This window comes from Arthrobacter sp. PvP103, from assembly GCF_017833075.1.
In the GTDB taxonomy this organism is placed as follows: Bacteria; Actinomycetota; Actinomycetes; order Actinomycetales; family Micrococcaceae; genus Arthrobacter.
The window spans coordinates 3,498,633-3,517,043 of record NZ_JAFIBQ010000001.1 but is presented as its reverse complement, the minus strand read 5'-3'; the positions used below and the strand labels follow the sequence as shown (position 1 = coordinate 3,517,043).

The window sequence follows — 18,411 nt, the reverse complement described above, 5'->3', positions numbered from 1 at the left end:
CTCCGGAAGCTTCCTGCACAAATGTTCACGCCCGGATAGCCGGGGCGCGTAGCGCCTAACGGACGGCCCGGTCCGCGTTCACGCGGCCATAAGCCCAGTACGTGCCCGTACCGGAAATCTTGTCAGCGGTTGATTCGATATTTGCGCGGACTGAGGTTTGGGTGGCGCCAGGATGCGAGCTCCAGGCAAGCGCGGCCGTGGCAGCGACGATGGGTGAGGACATTGAGGTCCCGTTGCCGACGTCATAACCGAATGAGCGGTTGTTCTGCGTCCCAAGGACGAAGGTGTGGTTCGGGAACGTTGAATAGACGTTGACTCCGGGCGCCGCGACGTCCACCCAACTGGCTCCGTAGGTGGAGAAGGATGCCTTGGCGTCGTTGTTATCGGTTGCGGCGACGGCAATGACGTTGGGGTAGGCGCCCGGGTAGATCTTGGTCTGGTTGCCGCCGTTGCCTGCTGCGGCAACGAGCACCGCGCCCTTGCCCCAGGCGTTATTGACGGCCGTTTCGAGAGTGCGTGACGCCCGCACTCCGATGCTCATGTTGATCACCTTCGCGCCGTTGCTGACCGCCCAGTTGATGCCGTTCGCAAGGCCCGAACTGGATCCAATCCCGCTGTCGTTGAGAACTTTTCCGGCCAGGATCGTGCACCCCGGGCACAAACCCGCCACACCCATCGTGTTGTTGGCAGTGGCGGCAACGATGCCGGCGACGTGGGTGCCGTGGCCGTAGTTGTCTTCGTTGGTGGCCGCGCCGCTGAAGTTGCCGCGTGCAACAACCTTCGGGTTGATGTCGGGGTTGTCGCTAGCGACACCTGAATCGAGAACGGCAACTCTTATGCCGCTGCCGGTCGTGACGGACCACGCTTCAACGGCGTCCACATCGGCGTCTGCTGTGCCTCCGGCGACTGACAGGGTGCCGGCGGTGTTGGTGTACGACTGGCCGTTGTTCTGCAGGGCGTACTGGCGGGGGAAATACTCGTCCGCCGTAGCGGCAGTGACAAGCTCGTCCGGCTCGGCATACTCAACTGCCGGGTTCCGGCTCAGGGCGTCAATGAGTTGAAGTTCTTTGCCGGCCGGTACTTTGATGAGCTGGGCGCCGGTACTGCCGATGCCAGGGCCCTCGCTGAGGCCATGCTGGCGCAGAGCGCCTCCCGCGGCGCCGGGGTCACGGAATTTCACCATGATCTGGCCCGCGGCGGGTGACGGCTCGGCGGCCGCGCTACTCGGAACTGCCGCGGCAATTCCGCCGAGGCCCATGACTACCGCTGCTAAACCGGCTACAAAGATCTTTTTCATCCAGTTATCTTGCGGCAAACTTCAGCAGCTGGATAGTGCCTTTCGGCTGCACTACTTGAGGCTGAGCACTTCGTCGATCGGGCGGCCGTTGACGAACACCTGGGCGCTCGTTGCCCCGGCCGCGGCCATGGCGGTGTACTCCAGTTGTGCTTTGGCGCGCGGGATGTCGCACACGCCGCCCAGCATGAACTGCCCGGAGAGGTAGATCGTGATCGTGCTGCCGTCCAGCTCGCCGCCGACGTAGCTGAGGTTCGACTGGTACAGGACGTTCACGAGCCCTGACAGGCCGACGTCGCGGCTCTTGTTCGCGAGCAAGGTCCCGATGCTGGGGCCAACCTGGTCCGTGAAGCGGACCGGGGCGGTGGTCGTAGCGACGAGGCTGTCGCCGCAGCCGATCCTGGGGCCCGATATGCCGTTGTCTTCGATGGCTACGTAGTAGATGGTCAGCGGGGCCACCTGCTCGGGCAGCCCGGGGGACGTCGGTTCCTGCGTCGCCGGCGGGTTCGCGGGGGCGGACGACGGCGGGGCAGTCGCTGTCGGGGTCGGGGTCGCCGACGGGCTGCCCGTGGCAGTCGGGCTCGCCGTCGTCGTCGGGGTTACAGTCGGGGCGGCGGAGCTGCTCGTGGGCGACGACGTCGTGGCCTGCGTTGTGGTCGCGGCGGCGGAGCTGCCCGTGGGCGCCGGGGCCGGCGGGCCGAAGCAGCCCGAAAGCGAGAACAGGGCGCAGAGCCCCAAAACGCTGAATGCCGTAAGCCTGGGCCTGGTCATGGTGCCCCCTTGGGTGCGGTCCCCGACGGTTCGGGACCTGCCTTCAAAATACGCCGGAGCCGCCCTCCACAACAGGGACTTAAGTCCGACGCCAAGGCAGGCACCGACCGGCCGGATGGGCGGCCAAGCACCCCGGCGAAACTAGGCGGCCTGGCCATTGTTCGGCATGAGGGCAAGCGATACGATGCTGCCGGGGGAGGTCCTGGTTTCGGTTGATTGCCGTTAGGGGCCACCCAATGACTGACTTCTTCACCATGCAGCCCGGCGAGACCGCAGCTCCGCTGCCACCGGGGCCCGTCCTCTGCACCGGGTCGGCGGCCATGCGGCGCATCCACCGTTTTTTCCTTTGGGCGTACCACGAGGCACCGGGCCTGGTGCGCTCTGCCGGGGCCGGTGACATCTCCCGGGCCGCGTATGTGGGCGAAGTACTGGGCAATTTCGACAAGGTGCTCCATGTCCACCACGAGGGCGAGGACCTGCTCATGTACCCGCAACTGGCGGAGCGGGCGCCGGCGTGCGGGTTGCACATAGCGCAGATGCTCGAGCAGCACAGGCAGGTCACACAACGGCTTGAGGGCATCCAGCCAATCCGCCTCCGCTGGATGGAGACGGCTGGCGCAGAGGCCGGTGAGGAACTCGCCAGGCGCTACGAGGACCTGTCCGTTGTCCTCAAAGTGCACCTGCGGCGCGAGGTCACAGAGGTCATGCCCACCGTGGACAGGGTGATGGACGAGAAGGAAATGAACGGGGTTGGCCAGCACGGGATCGAGCAGTTCGACAAGAAGTTCATGGTCGCCTACCTCGGCATGGTGCTTGCCACGAACCCTCCCGCAGACCGGAAGGAGCTGTTCAAGGAGATCCCTCCGCCGGTCCGACTTGCCTACCGTCTCGTCGGGCGCAGGATGTACCGCCGGCAGTACTCCACGCTCTTCCCGGGACGCACCATACCCGAGACACTCTGAAAGACGATGATTTTGCCGGTCGCCCTAATGGGGATACTGCTGTGGGCTGCACTATTTGTCGTGGTATTGGTCCGGCGCGTGTCCGAAGAACCGGAGGGCCCTGTCGGCAATCAGCTCAGGGCGGTGGTCCGCGAGGAAGTGGCCCTCGCCGGGAAGGATCTCCGTGGTCACGTTGCCCCCGCGCCCGGGCCGGTGGCCCATCTCCTGAAGAGTCGCGGACGGCTCCCTGGCACCGATGAGGGCGAGGGTCGGCACCGTGAAGTCGCGTTTGGCGTATGCACCGAAAATGATGCCCATGAACGCCGGGAGGATGGTGCCGCGGTAGAGGGCTGAGCCTGCCCGTGCCCTCTCGGGCTGGGCCATCCCAACCGTGTAGAGCTCCATGTCTTCCTCCGGCACGCCGCCTGCGGGCTCGAAGGCCATGAAGAGGTGCCGCGTGAACTTCTCGTTCCGCTGGAGACGCGGACCGATTACTGGAGCCGCGAGCGCGAAGGCGTGCCAGAGCTTGGGGAAAAGCCCCAACAGCCCGGCGTTCGGTCTGATGTGCACGTCCGGGGCACCCGTGACAACGAGCGCCTCAACCAGATCGGGCCGTTCCATGGCCAGGAGCTGGGCAACGACCGAACCCCAGTCATGGGTGAGAAAGCGCGCCCGCGGGATATCCAGCTCGTCCATGAGCAGGACGATGTCTTCGATGAGGGTGCGGGCGTTGTAGCCGTCCGCGGGGGCATCGGTCCAGCCGAAGCCGCGCTGGTCGACGGCAATCACCCGGTAATGCTCGGCCAGGCGGGGAATGACGCCATGCCACTCCCACCAGTGCTGCGGGAAGCCATGGAGCAGGAAAATCGGCTCCCCGTTCCCGGCCTCCGCGATATGCATGGTTATCCCGCGCACGTCGATCCACCGGTGGGTAACACCGTCGAGTTGCGGCATGGCGGCGGCTGGGCCTCGCATGAACCCAAGGTATTACTCGGGGGCTCAACCTGTCACCACTTTTGTGGTGGAAGAGCAAACCGCTACGGAACGCCGGCCGCCTGTTCCGCTGCTGCCAGCGTCTGCGAAAACCTGTCCACAGCCAGCTTGTAGTCGGCCGGTTTACCTGTGGTTCTCTCTTGACCAGCGGTGTGCCTAGCCCTGATCATTGCCGAGGTTGTCGGAAGGGAAGCATCAGTCATGGCGGGAAAATCGAACTGCAATTGAGGGTCCATCTCGTATTGGCGCCATCGGCGCTCAAGCAGATCGTGACGGTCGGCAGTACGCCCATACTCCCTGACATCCGCGAGGGAAAGATGTGCCAACAACCTCGCGTCAGCGCCCGTGGTCAGGGACACCGTCCTGACCGCTTCAGACTGGCGGCCAAGAGCTTCTTCGGTCCCCAGCGCCAACGGGGTAATGCCCTTCTGGATGAACTGGGCGTTGTACTGGTAGGCGCGGATCTCCGCCGGCGTCATGTAGTCCAGATCGCCGGGAGACTTCCTGGCCAGCTCCTTAGAACCATATCGGCTCGCTACGCTGCTGCGAGGAACTGGGAAGAGGAACTTTCCCACGACAAATCCGAGAGCGATGGCAATCCAAAACGCCCAGCTGGGAAAATCCAACGCGGAAGCCGCTACTGCCGCACCCACAATGCAAGCGGCATGGCCACCCGAAAAGATGACCTTGGTGCGGCCGAGCCGGTACACCCGGCGGGGACGGTCCAGTTGTTTCTCGTGGAATGCCCTGAGCGTGGCAGCCCATTCGCTGGCGTTACTCACCAGTCACTCTCCTCAGTCATGATCACGACATCGCTGTCGACGCTGACACCGGAAATGTGCTGCTGCTCGGCCGTGCCGTGGGCAAACTCAGACACCGGTGTAGGACTTGACCGGTACGGCCCCCCTGCCCAAAGATACCCCTTCGGAACAGCATCCCGGCCGCGGCAGTCGGTAATAACAACAGGCAAATCCCGGCCCTAAGCCGCCTCGACAATGTTTGTCACGCAGTTAACCATCCATTCACACCGCTCTCACAGCCTGTCCAACCGGCCTTCTTACGGTCGACAATATGGAAAATATTTCACGCAGATCCCTTCTTTCCGCCAGCCTTGGGGCCGGCCTCGTGGCCGCCCTGCCGGGTGCAGCGTTCGCGACGTCAACCGCGGACGACGCCGGTCTCCGCACCGATCCGTTCCTGCTCGGCATCGCTTCCGGCGAGCCGTGGCCGGACGGCTTTGTGATCTGGACCCGCCTGGCCGTTGACCCCGTAGCGGAGGACGGTCTGGGCGGCATGCCCTCCCGCAACGTCGCGGTGGCGTGGGAAGTGGCTGAAGACGCGGGCATGCGCACTGTAGTAGCCCGCGGCGTCGAGCACGCCCGGATCGAAACCGCCCACTCGGTGCACGTCGAACTCAAGGGACTGCGGCCGGGCCGGGAATACTTCTACCGGTTCCGTGCCGGCAAGCACATCAGCCCGGTGGGACGCACCCTCACCAGCCCGGCGCTACATGAGACGCCGGCGGCGCTGGCCATGGCGTTCGCCAGCTGCGCGCAGTTCGAGCACGGCTACTTCACCGCCTACTCCCGGCTGGCGCAGGACCACCCGGACCTCGTACTGCACCTCGGTGATTACCTGTACGAGTACAAGAAGGGCAGCTACGTGATCGGCGGCGGCAACCCGCGCGACCACGAGGGACCCGAAACCACCACCCTGCAGGGCTACCGGCAGCGGCACGCGCAGTACAAGGCCGACGCCGACCTGCAGTCCGCGCACGCGATTGCGCCCTGGCTGGTGGTTTGGGATGACCACGAGGTGGACAACAACTGGGCGGACGATGTCCCGGAGAACACGGACGCCGGGCAGCTGAATGACACCACCGAGCACTTCCGGCAGCGCCGGTCCGCTGCGTTCCAGGCGTACTACGAGAACATGCCGCTTCGCCCGTCGTCCCTCCCGGCCGGGCCCGACATGAAGATCTACCGGACCCTGCAGTGGGGACAGCTGGCCAACTTCCACATGATGGACACCCGGCAGTACCGCGACGACCAGTTGGCCGGCGACGGTTGGAAGAAGAACGTGGCCGAGCGCCTCGCCGAAGACCGCACCATCACCGGTGCCGAGCAGGAAAAGTGGCTGCTGGACGGCTTCAGGAACTCCACCCAGCGCTGGGACATCCTCGGCCAGCAGGTCTTCTTCGCCGAAAAGGACAGGAACGCCGCGCCCGAGATCGACGACGTCTCCATGGACGGGTGGGACGGCTACGCCGCCTCCCGCCGCCGCATCACCCAGGGCTGGGTGGACGCGAACGTCCGCAACGCCGTGGTCCTCACCGGCGACGTGCACCGCAACTGGGCCAACGACGTCAAGGTGGACTACAAGGACCCCGCCTCCCCCGTGGTCGGCTCCGAACTGGTGTGCACGTCCATCACCTCCACCGGCAACGGGACCGGCTCCACCACGGATGCGACCATGGCCTGGAACCCGCACCTGAAGTTCTATAACGACAACCGCGGCTACGTGAACACCCGCATTACGAAGGATGCGCTGACCGCTGACTTCCGCGTCCTGGATTACGTCACGACGCCGGGATCCCCCGTCAGCACGAAGGCCTCCTTCGCGATCCAGGACGGCGTTCCGGGGCTGCAGGCACGCTAGCCGCAGAACCCCGAAACGAGAAGCACAGATAGGACGCTCTCTCACTTAACGGCGGTTTTTCAGCGACCCTCTCTCACTCTCTTCAGAAAAGTGAGAGAGCGTCCGGAGGACAGGGGGCCAAAAGTGAGAGAGCGTCGCAGGGGGTTAGAGTGAGGCTCCTCCGCAGATGACGTAGTTCTGGCCGGTGATGGACTTCCCGTGGGGTCCCAGCAGGAAGGCGGCCAGCGCGGCCACGTCCTCCGGGTCCACCAGGGCGCCCAGGGCCGGCATCCGCACCGGGGTGGCTGCGCGGCCGGGGTCGTTCAGCATCGGGGTGTCGGTCGGGCCCGGGGAGAGCACGTTGACGGTGATCCCCCGCGGCGCGAGTTCCTGCGCCCAGGTCCGGCCGAGACCCATCAACGCAGCTTTCGTGGCTGCGTAGTGGCTCTTGCCCGGCATCCCCGTGGAGGTGCGGCTGCCCAGCAGCAGCACCCTCCCGCCGTCGGGCATGGACGGCACCAGGGCGTTGGCCAGGACACTGGCCGCCGCCACGTGGACGGTGAACATGCCCGTCAGCGCAGACGGGTCCAGCTCGCCCAAGGGCGCGGTCCGCTGGAACCCGGCGGCGTGGACCAGGGCGTCGGCCGGCCCGATGGCCTCGACCACGCTGGCCAGGGACTCGGGCTCGGACAGGTCCGCCTGCTGCCACTGAAACCCCTCCCCCAGAGACGACTCGGTCCGGCTCAGCCCCGTCACCCGCCACCCGTCGGCGAGCAGGCGTTCGGCGATCGCTTTGCCGATTCCAGAGCTCGTGCCGGTGACAACGGCGTGCTTTGTCATTCGTCCCCGCCAGGGGTGGTGGTGCCTTCGTACGCCCACTGCGGGTCCACCCGGACGAACTTGATGGCCTGCCGGAAGTACGTGTACGCGATATTCAGGGAACCGTCCGGGCCCTGGTGGATGGACGGGTAGGAGTACTCACGGTTCAGCCCGTCGCGGGAGTTATTGGACAGGCAGTACCCGTCCCCCACATCCAGGTTCCGGCGGATGGGCCACGAGCGGCCGGAGTCCTCGGAGATGGCCAGCGTCATCGGCGAGCGCGGCGTCCCCCAGAATGCCTTCCGCGAACCGTCGTCCTCGGAGAAAGCGGAAGCGTCCGGCTCGGCCACCTGGCCCTGCTCCTCGGCCAGGCCGTCGTCGTCAATTTCGTCGTAGAGGGACAACCGGCGCTCAGTGGAAGCCTCCGCCCGGCTGTGGTTGTAGACCAGGGCCAGGCGGCCGTCGGCGAGCGCGGTGAACTGGATGGAGGAGTTGTTGTTGGGCAGCTCGGTGGGCACCGGCTCGCTCCAGGTGGACCCGTCGTCGGTGGAGCGGGATTCGTAGATCGAGTCCGCCCAGCGGCTGCGGAACAGGGCCAGCAGCGAGCCGTCGGCCACGGGCTGGATGTTCATGTGGACGCAGCCCAGGCTCCCCGGCAGGACATGCTCGGTCCACGTGGCGCCGGCGTCGTCGGAGATCATCACGGCGCTGTCGTCGCTGTTGCCCACCCATTTCTCCCCCGGCGTGGTGATGCACCGGAAGATCGGCACGATCAGGCGGCCGGACGGCAGCACCACCGGGAGCTGCCGGACGAACACGCCGCCGGTTTCGTTCGCGGGGAACAGCGTCTCCACCTCGCCCCAGGTGCGGCCGCCGTCCATGGACGTACGACGGCGGACCTCGGCGGTGTCCTGGTTGCCCGCCTTCTGCGCGGTGTACAGCAGCCACAGCGCGCCATTCGGCGCAGTGAAGAGGATGGGGTTCTGTTCGGACCGGGTGGAGTCGTTGGAGAGCTGCTGCGGTTCGGACCACTGGCTGCTGCCGGGTTCCAGGGCGGAGAACCAGATGGAGATGTCCGGCACGCCTTCCTGGGTGCCGCCGAACCAGACGCAGCCCAGCCGGCCGTCCGGCAGCGTGAGGAGGTTGGCGGCGTGGCTCTGCACGGTGGGGGCCGGGAGGTAGGCGAAGTCCGCCCCGTCCGCCCGCTTTACGGTCCCGTCCGGGGTGATGGTGCTGTACGCGTCGGTGGTGGTGTTTGTCATGGGTCAGCTCTCCTTGGTTCCGGCGTCGAAGCGGGCGGCGTCGAGATGGGATTTCGCGATCTGTTCCAGGTGCGTCAGGTCCGAGGCGATGGTGGCGAAGGTGTAGCCCTGGCTCAGCCGGAGGGCCGCCACCTCCCCCGCCGGGGTGTGGATGCCGGCGGCGATCCCGGCCGAAGCGGCGGCCTCGCCGATCGTCTCCAGCGCGGCGTTGAATTCGGCGTCGACGGCGGGATCCCCGGGGAAGGCCCCGCCCACGGCGATCGCCAGGTCCGACGGTCCCACGTAGATTCCGTCCAGGCCGGGGGTGGCGCAGATTTCCTTGACGTTGGCCAGGCCTTCGGGGGTCTCGATCATGGCGAAGACCAGGGTGGTGGCGTTGGCGTCGGCGGGCTTGGGGCCGATCCGCAGGGCCGAGCGCATGGGGCCGTAGGAGCGGCCGCCCAGCGGCGGGTACTTGGCGGCCGCCACGGCGGCGGCGGCGTCTGCGGCGTTGTTGATGAGCGGGACGATGACGCCCACGGCGCCGGCGTCGAGCGCCTTGCCGATCGCGGTGAAGTCGTTGGCCTCCACGCGGACCATGCCGACGGCGGTGTGCCCGGCGTCGATGGCCATCAGCCCGTTGAGCACGCCCGAGTAGCCGAGCAGGCCGTGCTGCGCGTCCAGGGCCACGTAGTCGTAGCCGAGCCGGCCGATGCGTTCGGTGGCCACGGGCGCGTCCAGCACGGCCCAGTAGCCCACCGCCTGCTCACGGGCGCGGATCTTGCGGGCGAATTCGAGGGCCAGTTGGGAGGTCATCAGAGTCCTTCAGTCAGTGTCGGTTCAGGGAGCAGTCGGTACAGGGAAGCAGTCGGTTCAGGAAGTTAGTGAGGAAATCAGCGGTTGTAGGCGGGCATCGGGCCGCGCAGCGAGGTGCCCACGGCGTCGCAGGCGTCCACGACGTCGGCGGGCAGCGGCCCGTTGGCCACTGCGGCGATGTTGGACTGCAGTTGTTCCACCTTGGAGCCGCCCAGCAGCATGGAGCCCACGCCGTCCCGGTAGGCCAGCCAGCGCAGCGACAGCTCGGCCAGGGAAATCCCTGCACCGTCAGCGATGCGGGAGAGCTCCCCGATGGCGTCGAACAGCTGCTTGTCCCAGTAGCGCTGGGTGTACATGGCGGCCAGCTTGGAGTCGCCGTAGCGGCCCTCGGTGGGCTTGGCATCGAAGCTGTGCTTGCCGGTGAGCAGCCCGCCGCCCAGCGGGTTGTAGACCATGGTGTGGACGTTGTGGGTGGCCGCGAATTCGAGGTATTCCTCCTCCACCCGGCGTGCCACCAGGTTGTACAGCTGCTGCGCGACCACCGGCCGCGGCGCCCCCACTTCGCGTGCCGTGTGGATGACGTCGGCAATCTGCCAGGCCGCGAAGTTGGACACGCCCAGCGCGCAGATCTTCCCCTCGGCGAACAGCTCGGCCACGGTGGCCAGTGTGTCGCGCAGCGGCGTGGCGCGGTCCGGCTGGTGCAGGTAGAACAGGTCGATGCTGTCCACGCCGAGCCGGCGGAGGCTCCCCTCCACGCTGGCACGCAGACCCGCGGGCGACAACGGCGAGTTGGAGCCGTGGTCCGCGTGCGGCATGCCCGCCTTGGAGGCGAGAATAACGTCGCCGCGGCGACCCTTGAGGAGGCGGGAGAGCATTTCCTCGGTGGTTCCCCCGACGTAGGCGTTGGCGGTGTCGATGGTGGTGATGCCGGCGTCGAGCGCTTCCTCCACCATCCGCCCCGCGGTGGCCTCGTCGACCGTGTCGCCGAACGTCATGGTCCCCAGGACCAGCCGGGAAATGGGAAGTTTCAGGCCGTCCACCTGGGCGCCTTCGGGCTGCTTGCTCATGCGTTGATTCCTTGCGGTTGCGTTGGTTCAGGAAAGTAGGTTTAGGCCTGGTTGGCCAGGGCCAGGGAGCGGACCAGGTGCCGGGGCTTGAGGCCCGTCATGGTGGAGGGGTCCAGCGCGGCGCGGCGGAGTTTGCGGGTGTAGTCCTCCTTGGGGGCGGTCAGGACGGACGCGGTGGAGCCGTATTCAACCAGCTTGCCGCGCTGCATCACCATGACGGTATCGCTGATCTCCTGCACCACGCCCAGGTTGTGCGAGATGAAGACGTAGGTGATTCCGGTTTCGTCCTGGATGGATTTCAGCAGCCGCAGCACCTGCGCCTGAACAGAGACGTCCAGCGCGCTGGTGGCTTCGTCGCAGACCAGCAGTTCCGGCTTGGACGCGAGCGCCCGGGCAATCCCGATCCGCTGGCGCTGGCCGCCGGAGAACTCGGACGGGTGCTTGTCCAGGGACGCCACGGGCAGGCCCACCTGGTCGATCAGCTTGGCGGCTGCCTTGTGCCGCTCCGCCTTGGACCGGACGCCCTGCAGCTTCAGCGGCTCGGCCACGATCTCCTGCGCAGTCATGTGCGGGTCCAAGGAACCGTACGGGTCCTGGAACACCATCTGGAACTTGGACCGCATGGGCCGCAGCTTCGCCTCGCTCATCGAAGCGATGTCCGTTCCGTCCAGCTCGATGCGCCCGCTGGTGGGGGTGACCAGCCGCATCAGCGCCTTGGCGATGGTGGATTTTCCGCAGCCGGATTCACCCACGACGGCGATCGTCTTGCCTTTGTCCACGGAGAAGGACACGTCGTCAACGGCCCGGAAGGTGCCGCCCGGCACGTGGTAGTCCACCACGAGGTTTTCGACGGCGAGGAACGGCTTAGTCATGGCTTGCTCCAGTTGTGGTCAGGGTGGTGGCGGCGGGGGTTTCGTCCCACGGACCCAGGACGGGCACGGCGGCCAGCAGGGCCCGGGTGTACTCGGTGGCGGGGTGGTCCACAATCTGCTGGACGTCGCCGGACTCCACGAACCGGCCGTCCTTCATCACGTGGATGCGGTCCGAGATCAGCCGGGCCACGCCGAGATCGTGCGTGATCATCAGGATGCCGATGCCGCGCTGTTCCTGCAGTTCCAGGAGCAGGTCCAGGATGCCGCCCTGCACCGTGACGTCCAGGGCCGACGTCGGTTCGTCCGCCACCAGCAGCTGCGGCTCACTGGCCAGCGCGATGGCGATCAGCACGCGCTGCAGCATGCCGCCGGAGAGCTGGTGCGGGTACTTCTTCAGCTGCTTCTCCGGGGTGGGGATGTGCACCTGCTCCAGCAGCCGGACGGCCCGGGCCTGCAGGGCGCCCTTGTCCTTGGCGGAGGCAGCGCCGGCGATCCGGATGGCCTCGAAGAGCTGGCTGCCGATCGAGTGCACCGGGCTCAGCGCCGTCATGGGGTCCTGCGGGATCAGTGCCAGGGTCTTGCCGCGCACCTTGTCGATGGCCTTGGGATCGGCGGTCACGTCGACGCCGTCGATCAGCACGGTGCCGGAAAGCACCGCCAGGTCCTCGGGCAGCAGGCGGAGGATGCCCATCGCCGTCGTCGATTTACCGGAACCGGACTCACCGATGATGGTGACCGTCTCGCCCCGGTGGATGCTGAAACTGACCGAATCAACGGCGCGGATGATGCCGGCGTCGGTGATCAGTTCCACCTGGAAGTCGCGGACCTCCAGGAGCGGCTGCTCGGTGAACTTCGGCTGCTCGGAAGCGGGCTGCGCCCGGCGGCCGGAAGCGGGAGTTTGTGCGGTCATGTCAGGCACCCTTCTTCTTGCGGCGGGGACGGTCGCGGAGGCCGTCGCCCAGCAGGTTCACGCCCACCACCATCAGCACGATCACCAGGCCGGGCAGGGTGACCATCCACCAGGAGGTGGTGATGTAATCCTGGCCGTCGGAGATGATGCGGCCCCAGGTGGCGAAGGGGCGCTGCGGGCCGGCGCCCAGGAAGCTGAGTGCGGATTCGAGCAGCACGGCCTGGGCCAGCAGGAGGAGCACCACCAGGGTGGCCTGCTTGATCACGTTGGGGATGATGTGCTGGATGAGGATCTGGATCCGGTGCAGGCCCAGGATCCGCGCGGCGGAGACGTAGGGCTTTTCGCGTTCCACCAGCACCATGGAGCGGGTGAGGCGGGCAACTTCGGGCCACTGGGCGATGGCGATCACGAAGGTGATCACCGGGATGGAGGGGCCGAACAGGGCCACCACCAGCAGCAGCATCATGAGCAGCGGCAGGGACATCTGGGCCTCGAGGACGCGGGAGACGATGGTGTCCACCCAGCCGCCGAAGTAGCCGGCGGCGGAGCCGAGGATGATGCCGATGGCGCCGGAGACCAGCACGGCCAGCAGGCCGATGGTCAGCGAGACCTGGCCGCCGTGCAGGACGCGGGAGAGGAGGTCGCGGCCCAGCTGGTCGGTGCCGAACAGGTGTCCGTCCGTGAACGGCGGCAGGCGCCGGGCGGAGAGGTCCTGGAAGTTGGCGTCCGGCAGCGGCAGCACCTGGGCCAGGATGATCGGGATGATCACCAGCAGGGTGCAGACGGTGCCCACGATGAGCTTCCATTTGGCGGCATTACGACGGCGGGTGGCGCCTGCCTTGGCGATGTCCGCCTTGGTGACGGCGCTGGGGCTCGGCTGCCGGGCGGGTTGCCCGGCGGCAGTTGGGGTTGCGGTGTCGAGGCTCATGCTGTTGCCGCCTTTCCAAGACGAACGCGGGGATCAAGGAGCGGGTAGGCGAGGTCGATGACCAGCTGGACGGCCACGGCCAGCAGCGCGGTGAGGAGGACCGTTGCCTGGATGAGGGGGTAGTCGCGGGTTTCAAGTGCACGGACGATCAGGGAGCCGACGCCGGGCCAGGCGAACACCACTTCCACCACCACCACGCCGTTGAGCATGGCGGCGAAGCGGGTGCCCAGGGCGGTGAACACGGGGATGGCGGAGTTGGCCATGGCGTAGCGCCAGGTGAGCACGGAGTTCCTGACGCCGCGGGAGCGGGCCACGGTGAGGTACGGCGCGGCGAAGTTGGCCGTCATTTCCCGCCGGACCATCCGGGAGATCAGCGCGATCTGCAGGATGGCGATGGTGATGGTGGGGAGCACCAGGCCGCCCCAGGTGGCGAAGCCGGACGCCGGGAAGATGGGGATCAGCACGGCGAAGCCGGTGAGGAGCATGATGCCGGTCCAGAAGTCGGGCATGGACTGCCCGGCGATGGTCAGCACGTTCACGCCGAGTTCCTTGCCGGTGTCCGGCCGGCGGGACATCCACACACCCAGCGGAATGGCGACGACGGCGGTGAGCAGGATGGATGCCGTGGCCAGGGTCAGCGTGTACGGCATCCGTTCGGCCACCACCTGCATGGCGGGGGCCTGGAAGGAGTAGGACGTTCCCAGGTTGCCGCTGAACAGCTGCTGCAGGAAGATCCAGTACTGCTCCAGCAACGGCTTGTCCAGGCCGAACTGTTCGCGCACCCTGGCGAGCTGTTCGGAGGTGGCCAGCGGGCCGGCGTAGGACACGGCGGGGTCGCCCGGGGCCAGCCGGATGAGGATGAACACGGTGGATACCGTGAGGAACACGGTCAGCAGGCCTTGTCCCAGGCGCTTCAGGATGTAGTTCGTCATGGCTCAGGCCTCCAGCCGGACATCAACGAGCGGGTAGGAATTGGTGGGCGCCAGGTTGATGCCGGACACCCGCTTCCGGTGGGCGAGGACGGATTTGGGCACGAACGCCCAGGCGCAGGGCCAGGTGTCCCAGACGGCCTGCTGTGCGTCGTTCAGCAGTTCGGTCCGGCGGGCCGGGTCCGCTTCGGCGGACGCGGCCTGGATCTTTGCGGTGACCTCGGGGATCACGTAGCCCTGGTAGGTGTCGCGGGTCTTTTCCTTCTCCGGGGTGCCGGAGTACATGCCCTGCAGCATGGTGATGGCCAGGCCGGTGGGGCTGGGGTAGCCGTTGCCCAGAAGGTCCCAGTCCCCCTGCTTGCCCTGGCGCCAGGCCAGGATGTTGCCGCCGGGTTCGAACTGCTGCAGCTCGGCCTTCACGCCGATCTTGCCGAACATTTCCACCAGGGCCTCCATCACGGAGGTGTCGGACGGGAACTCGCCGGTTTCCCAGATGATCTTCAGGGTGAGGTCCTTGACGCCCAGTTCCGCGAGGGTGGCCTTGGCCATTTCCGGATCGTAGGTGTAGGTGCCGGTCTTGTGGTAGCCGGTGAGGCTGGAAGGCGTGACGCCCTCAGCCTGGGTGACGGAGTCCACCAGGACGTTCTTCACCAGTGCTTCGCCGTCGATCGCCATGCTCAGGGCCTGGCGCACCTTGGGGTTGGCCAGGGGGTGGCCGGCGGGCTTGCGGAAGTTGAAGAAGATCTGGTTCAGCCGGAGGCTTGAGGCCTCTTCGAGTTCGACGCCGGGAAGTCCGGCCAGTTGTTCGCGCGAGTCCGGCGTAATGGAGTCGATGATGTCCACCTCGCCGCTGCGCAGCGCGATCACGCGGCTGGATTCCTCGGGGAGGAACCGGACTTCCACGTTGTCCACCTGCGGTGCCGGGCCCCAGTAGTTCGGGTTGCGTTCCAGGCTGTAGGTGCCGGCGCCGCGGTTGAACTTGGTGACCACGTACGGGCCGGTGCCCACGCCTTCCTGCAGTTCCTCCGGCTTGTTCTGCGCGGCCGGGGTAATCAGGATCATGCTCATGAGCGAGTCCAGGATGGGGACGGGCTTCTTGGACACCATCTTGAAGGTGCGGTCATCCACCGGCACCACTTCGGGGAATTCGGGGAAGAAGCCGGCCACGAACGAGCCCTGCACCTGCTGGTACATCTTCAGCGCGGTGGCCACGTCCTCCACCTTGACCGGGCTGTTGTCCGAGTAGCGGATGCCTTCACGGAGCCGGACGGTCCACTCGGTGGGGCCGGTCATCTCGAAGCGGTCCGCGAGGACCAGCACGGGCTTGGTTTCAGGGCCGATGGCGGTGAGGCCCTGGCGGACGGCGCGCTGCACGGTGACGGCGGCGTCGAACTGGTTGAGCTTGTTGTCCAGGCTGACCAGGGACCGGTTGAGGGCCAAGGTCAGGGTGCTGGGTCCCGGCAGGCCAGTGGGGCCGGCGCAGCCGGCGAGGCTTCCTGTGCCCAGCAGAAACCCGGCCGCGGCGCCGAACTGCAGCAGCCTGCGGCGGGAAATCTCACTTCCTTGAGGAAGAACGGTCATCGTTGACCTCTCGGTAGAACGGGGACGGCCTGCCGATTGGCTGCGCCGAATGTTGTCTCCATCACTTTGCCACTCCTGCGCAAATTGCGCAACCCCTCTAGCGCGATTCGCGCAACCATGCCATGATGAATGCATCCCCGCACGTGGCGGGGGTCAACCGACTACAAGCGCGAGAGGAGCAATGTGGCTTCCGTATATGTGCAGGCCGACGATTTCTCCGGCGCCGCCGAGGTTGGCTACTGCTTTGTGCAGCACGGGCTGTCCGCGCGGGTCCTGCTCGGAACGGGCAATACAACGCACGACGGCGGCGCCTCCACTTCGGGGAACGTCACCGACGTGGTGGTCGCCGACACCCACTCACGCGGACTTTCCGAAGCCGCAGCCGAAGCGCTGGTGGCCGAGGCTTTCTCCAGTTCTGTGGCTGCGGCTGCGCACGTGACGTTCAAGAAGATCGACTCGCTGTGGCGCGGGAACGTTCGCGCCGAAGTCGCCGCGCTGAAGGGCCTGGGATTCCATGCCGTTGTTGCCGGGGCACTCCCCCAGCTGCAGCGTTCGGTCCGGAACGGCCAGCCCTTTGTTGCCGGGACTCCCCTCGCGGAGACGGGGCTGTGGCAGGCCGAACTGTCCGTGCCGCCTGCCGACGTTCCTTCGCTCCTCCGCCCGGAGGACGCGGGCTCGGTGCGGATCCTGGACCTGGCCGCGGTGCGGTCCGGCTCGCTTCCCGCGAAGCTTGGCGCGCTGCTGGAATCCGGGCAGCCAGAAGTGGTGGTGGCGGACGGCGAGACCGTGCAGGACCTCGAACACGTGGTAGATGCCCTGCTGGAACTCGGCTTCATCGCCGGCGGCCGCCGCGTCGTCCTGGTGGGTACCGGCGGGACGGCTGATGTTCTGGCACAGCGGCTCGCACAATCTGCGCGAAATGCGCAATCCGGGACACCGGCCGAAGCAGCCGCCCCGGAACCGCAGGGGGCCGCCAAACCGGTGCTCGCCGTCGTCGGCTCCGCTTCCGGAACCGCACAGGCGCAACTGGCGCAGCTGGAAACGCGAGGCTTCACCATTGTCCGGCTGCACCCGTTGTATGCGGGCGCCACCGGTGCGTACCAACCGGAACTGGCCGAAGTCCGGCAGGCACTGGCGGCAGGCAGCAACGTGGCCGTCACCCTGGCCGCCGGAAAAGTGAACCCGGCAAAAGCCGCCCGCATCGTCCGCGCCCTTTCAACGTTCGCCGCCAAGGCAGCCAAGGGAGCAGGCGCTGACCTGCTCCTCACCGGCGGCGAGACGGCCCGGGAAGTCCTGGACGCCGTCGGCCTCCACCGGCTGGTGCCGCTCGCGGCCGTGCAGCACGGGGCGGTGCTGAGCCGCGCCGAGGACGGAACGCTGGTGGGCACCAAGCCCGGCAGCTTCGGCGATCACCTCGCCCTCCTACAGCTTTACGACGAAATCCGGGAGCGCCGCGGCCGGTCCGCGCACGCTCCCGCCAACACCCTTCCCCGCAAGACTTCCGAACGATCTGGAGCAGACATGACCACCGAAGCAGCAAGCAAGACCGAGCAGGACGCCCTCCCCTATGTGGCCGTCACCATGGGCGACGGCGCCGGGGTGGGGCCGGAGGTGGTGGTGGCCGCCGTGCTGGATCCGCAGAGCAACGCCGAGTGCCGGCCCGTGGTGATCGGCGACGCGCTGCGCCTGCGCCAGGCCGCGGAGGTCCTGGGCATCGAGGCGGACATCCACACGATCGAAAAGGTGGAGGACGCGGTGTTCACGCCGGGCCGGGTGAACGTGATCGACCTGGCGCTGCTGCCGGAGGACCTGCCGTGGGGGCAGCTCTCCCCCGTGGCCGGCCACGCGGCGTACGAGTACATCCGGGTGGCGAGCGAGCTGGCGATGGCCGGGACGGTGCAGGCCATCTGCACGGCGCCGCTGAACAAGGAGGCGCTGCACGCCGCCGGGCACATCTTCCCCGGGCACACCGAGTTGCTGGCGCAGCTGACGGGCACGGAGGAAGTGTCCATGATGCTCTCCACGCCCAAGATCCGGGTGATCCACGTGACCACGCACATCGGGCTGATGGACGCCATCCGCAAGATCAACCCGGACCTGGTGGAACGCACCATCCGCCGCGGGCATGAGGCGCTGGTCCGTGCGGGCATCCCGAACCCGAAGATCGGCGTGTGCGCCATCAACCCGCATGCGGGCGAGAACGGGCTGTTCGGCCAGGGCGAGGAAGCGGAGAAGATTGAACCGGGCGTGAAGGCGGCGCAGGCTGCCGGGATCGACGTGACGGGCCCGTTGCCCGCGGACACGCTGTTCTTCCTGGCCGGCCGGGGCGATTACGACCTGGTGGTGGCCATGTACCACGACCAGGGGCACGGCCCGGTGAAGGTGCTGGGCATCGAGGCCGGTGTGAACATCACCGTGGGCCTGCCGGTGATCCGGACGTCCGTGGACCACGGCACCGCCTTTGACATTGCCGGCAAGGCGATCGCGGATCCGCGCAGCATGGTGGAGGCGCTGCACCAGGCGGCGGAGATGGCCACGCGGCCCAGCGTGGCCGTGTAGCAGCACAGTTTTGTTGGGGGCCGGAACTAGCATGGTAAGCACGCCCACGCGAA

At 67.0% G+C, this 18,411-nt stretch carries 17 protein-coding genes; 4 read left to right on the top strand and 13 right to left on the bottom strand.

Annotated elements, in window-relative coordinates; translation table 11 throughout:
* Window positions 1–55 precede the first annotated feature (55 nt).
* Window positions 56–1,297, bottom strand: a complete 1,242-nt coding sequence (locus JOE41_RS16240; protein WP_209752966.1) for a S8 family serine peptidase — start codon at window positions 1,295–1,297, stop codon at window positions 56–58.
* A gap of 51 nt (window positions 1,298–1,348) precedes the next feature.
* Window positions 1,349–1,753, bottom strand: coding sequence for a hypothetical protein (locus tag JOE41_RS16235; RefSeq protein WP_209752965.1), 405 nt, complete (start codon window positions 1,751–1,753; stop codon window positions 1,349–1,351).
* Here JOE41_RS16235 and JOE41_RS16230 point away from each other — a divergent pair.
* Together JOE41_RS16230 and JOE41_RS16225 are read left to right on the top strand one after the other, a co-directional pair.
* Window positions 1,737–2,210 carry a hypothetical protein gene (locus JOE41_RS16230; RefSeq protein WP_209752964.1) on the top strand — a complete coding sequence of 158 codons (474 nt, stop codon included), beginning with the start codon at window positions 1,737–1,739 and terminating at the stop codon, window positions 2,208–2,210. The genes JOE41_RS16235 and JOE41_RS16230 overlap by 17 nt on opposite strands.
* Before the next feature lie 91 nt (window positions 2,211–2,301).
* The gene (locus JOE41_RS16225; RefSeq protein ID WP_209752963.1) at window positions 2,302–3,027 is read left to right on the top strand and encodes a hemerythrin domain-containing protein; all 726 of its coding nucleotides are present in this window, start codon (window positions 2,302–2,304) and stop codon (window positions 3,025–3,027) included.
* Window positions 3,028–3,078: 51 nt separating this feature from the next.
* Here JOE41_RS16225 and JOE41_RS16220 read toward each other — a convergent pair whose 3' ends face one another.
* Together JOE41_RS16220 and JOE41_RS16215 are read right to left on the bottom strand one after the other, a co-directional pair.
* Complete coding sequence (locus tag JOE41_RS16220) at window positions 3,079–3,981, bottom strand: alpha/beta fold hydrolase (RefSeq protein ID WP_209752962.1); 903 nt, start codon at window positions 3,979–3,981, stop codon at window positions 3,079–3,081.
* 62 nt (window positions 3,982–4,043) lie between these two features.
* Window positions 4,044–4,781 (bottom strand): hypothetical protein, encoded by a 738-nt coding sequence (locus JOE41_RS16215; RefSeq protein WP_209752961.1) that lies wholly within the window; start codon window positions 4,779–4,781, stop codon window positions 4,044–4,046.
* A gap of 289 nt (window positions 4,782–5,070) precedes the next feature.
* On the opposite strand from JOE41_RS16215, the gene JOE41_RS16210 reads away from it, so the two are divergent.
* Window positions 5,071–6,657, top strand: coding sequence for an alkaline phosphatase (locus tag JOE41_RS16210; protein ID WP_209752960.1), 1,587 nt, complete (start codon window positions 5,071–5,073; stop codon window positions 6,655–6,657).
* Window positions 6,658–6,801: 144 nt separating this feature from the next.
* On the opposite strand, the gene JOE41_RS16205 is transcribed toward JOE41_RS16210, so the two are convergent.
* From JOE41_RS16205 to JOE41_RS16165, 9 genes are all read right to left on the bottom strand, one after another.
* A complete protein-coding gene (locus JOE41_RS16205) occupies window positions 6,802–7,476 on the bottom strand; it encodes an SDR family NAD(P)-dependent oxidoreductase (RefSeq protein WP_209752959.1) in 675 nt (224 codons plus the stop codon).
* Window positions 7,473–8,717, bottom strand: a complete 1,245-nt coding sequence (locus JOE41_RS16200; RefSeq protein WP_209752958.1) for an exo-alpha-sialidase — start codon at window positions 8,715–8,717, stop codon at window positions 7,473–7,475. The genes JOE41_RS16205 and JOE41_RS16200 overlap by 4 nt, the downstream gene beginning before the upstream one ends.
* 3 nt (window positions 8,718–8,720) lie before the next feature.
* Entirely contained in the window at window positions 8,721–9,512 is a 792-nt protein-coding gene (locus tag JOE41_RS16195) for an HpcH/HpaI aldolase/citrate lyase family protein (protein ID WP_209752957.1), read from the bottom strand.
* Between the two features lie 77 nt (window positions 9,513–9,589).
* Window positions 9,590–10,579, bottom strand: a complete 990-nt coding sequence (locus JOE41_RS16190) for an aldo/keto reductase (RefSeq protein WP_209752956.1) — start codon at window positions 10,577–10,579, stop codon at window positions 9,590–9,592.
* Between the two features lie 41 nt (window positions 10,580–10,620).
* Window positions 10,621–11,451, bottom strand: coding sequence for an ATP-binding cassette domain-containing protein (locus JOE41_RS16185; RefSeq protein WP_209752955.1), 831 nt, complete (start codon window positions 11,449–11,451; stop codon window positions 10,621–10,623).
* A complete protein-coding gene (locus tag JOE41_RS16180) occupies window positions 11,444–12,361 on the bottom strand; it encodes an ABC transporter ATP-binding protein (protein ID WP_209752954.1) in 918 nt (305 codons plus the stop codon). The genes JOE41_RS16185 and JOE41_RS16180 overlap by 8 nt, the downstream gene beginning before the upstream one ends.
* 1 nt (window position 12,362) lies before the next feature.
* A complete protein-coding gene (locus JOE41_RS16175) occupies window positions 12,363–13,289 on the bottom strand; it encodes an ABC transporter permease (RefSeq protein ID WP_011690899.1) in 927 nt (308 codons plus the stop codon).
* Window positions 13,286–14,221, bottom strand: a complete 936-nt coding sequence (locus JOE41_RS16170) for an ABC transporter permease (protein ID WP_011690898.1) — start codon at window positions 14,219–14,221, stop codon at window positions 13,286–13,288. Before JOE41_RS16170 ends, JOE41_RS16175 begins: the two co-directional genes overlap by 4 nt.
* A gap of 3 nt (window positions 14,222–14,224) precedes the next feature.
* On the bottom strand, window positions 14,225–15,799 hold the full coding sequence (locus JOE41_RS16165) for an ABC transporter substrate-binding protein (RefSeq protein WP_209752953.1): 1,575 nt from the start codon (window positions 15,797–15,799) through the stop codon (window positions 14,225–14,227).
* 183 nt (window positions 15,800–15,982) lie between these two features.
* Between JOE41_RS16165 and pdxA the strand changes: the two genes are divergently transcribed.
* Window positions 15,983–18,358 carry a 4-hydroxythreonine-4-phosphate dehydrogenase PdxA gene (gene pdxA, locus JOE41_RS16160; protein ID WP_209752952.1) on the top strand — a complete coding sequence of 792 codons (2,376 nt, stop codon included), beginning with the start codon at window positions 15,983–15,985 and terminating at the stop codon, window positions 18,356–18,358.
* Window positions 18,359–18,411: the final 53 nt, after the last annotated feature.

Coding starts and splice junctions, on each gene's coding strand:
- JOE41_RS16240 (WP_209752966.1), bottom strand. CDS start 1,297: ATGAAAAAGATCTTTGTAGCCGGTTTAGCAGCGGTAGTCATGGGCCTC.
- JOE41_RS16230 (WP_209752964.1), top strand. CDS start 1,737: ATGGTCAGCGGGGCCACCTGCTCGGGCAGCCCGGGGGACGTCGGTTCC.
- JOE41_RS16225 (WP_209752963.1), top strand. CDS start 2,302: ATGACTGACTTCTTCACCATGCAGCCCGGCGAGACCGCAGCTCCGCTG.
- JOE41_RS16220 (WP_209752962.1), bottom strand. CDS start 3,981: ATGCGAGGCCCAGCCGCCGCCATGCCGCAACTCGACGGTGTTACCCAC.
- JOE41_RS16210 (WP_209752960.1), top strand. CDS start 5,071: ATGGAAAATATTTCACGCAGATCCCTTCTTTCCGCCAGCCTTGGGGCC.
- JOE41_RS16205 (WP_209752959.1), bottom strand. CDS start 7,476: ATGACAAAGCACGCCGTTGTCACCGGCACGAGCTCTGGAATCGGCAAA.
- JOE41_RS16200 (WP_209752958.1), bottom strand. CDS start 8,717: ATGACAAACACCACCACCGACGCGTACAGCACCATCACCCCGGACGGG.
- JOE41_RS16195 (WP_209752957.1), bottom strand. CDS start 9,512: ATGACCTCCCAACTGGCCCTCGAATTCGCCCGCAAGATCCGCGCCCGT.
- JOE41_RS16190 (WP_209752956.1), bottom strand. CDS start 10,579: ATGAGCAAGCAGCCCGAAGGCGCCCAGGTGGACGGCCTGAAACTTCCC.
- JOE41_RS16185 (WP_209752955.1), bottom strand. CDS start 11,451: ATGACTAAGCCGTTCCTCGCCGTCGAAAACCTCGTGGTGGACTACCAC.
- JOE41_RS16180 (WP_209752954.1), bottom strand. CDS start 12,361: ATGACCGCACAAACTCCCGCTTCCGGCCGCCGGGCGCAGCCCGCTTCC.
- JOE41_RS16175 (WP_011690899.1), bottom strand. CDS start 13,289: ATGAGCCTCGACACCGCAACCCCAACTGCCGCCGGGCAACCCGCCCGG.
- JOE41_RS16170 (WP_011690898.1), bottom strand. CDS start 14,221: ATGACGAACTACATCCTGAAGCGCCTGGGACAAGGCCTGCTGACCGTG.
- JOE41_RS16165 (WP_209752953.1), bottom strand. CDS start 15,799: ATGACCGTTCTTCCTCAAGGAAGTGAGATTTCCCGCCGCAGGCTGCTG.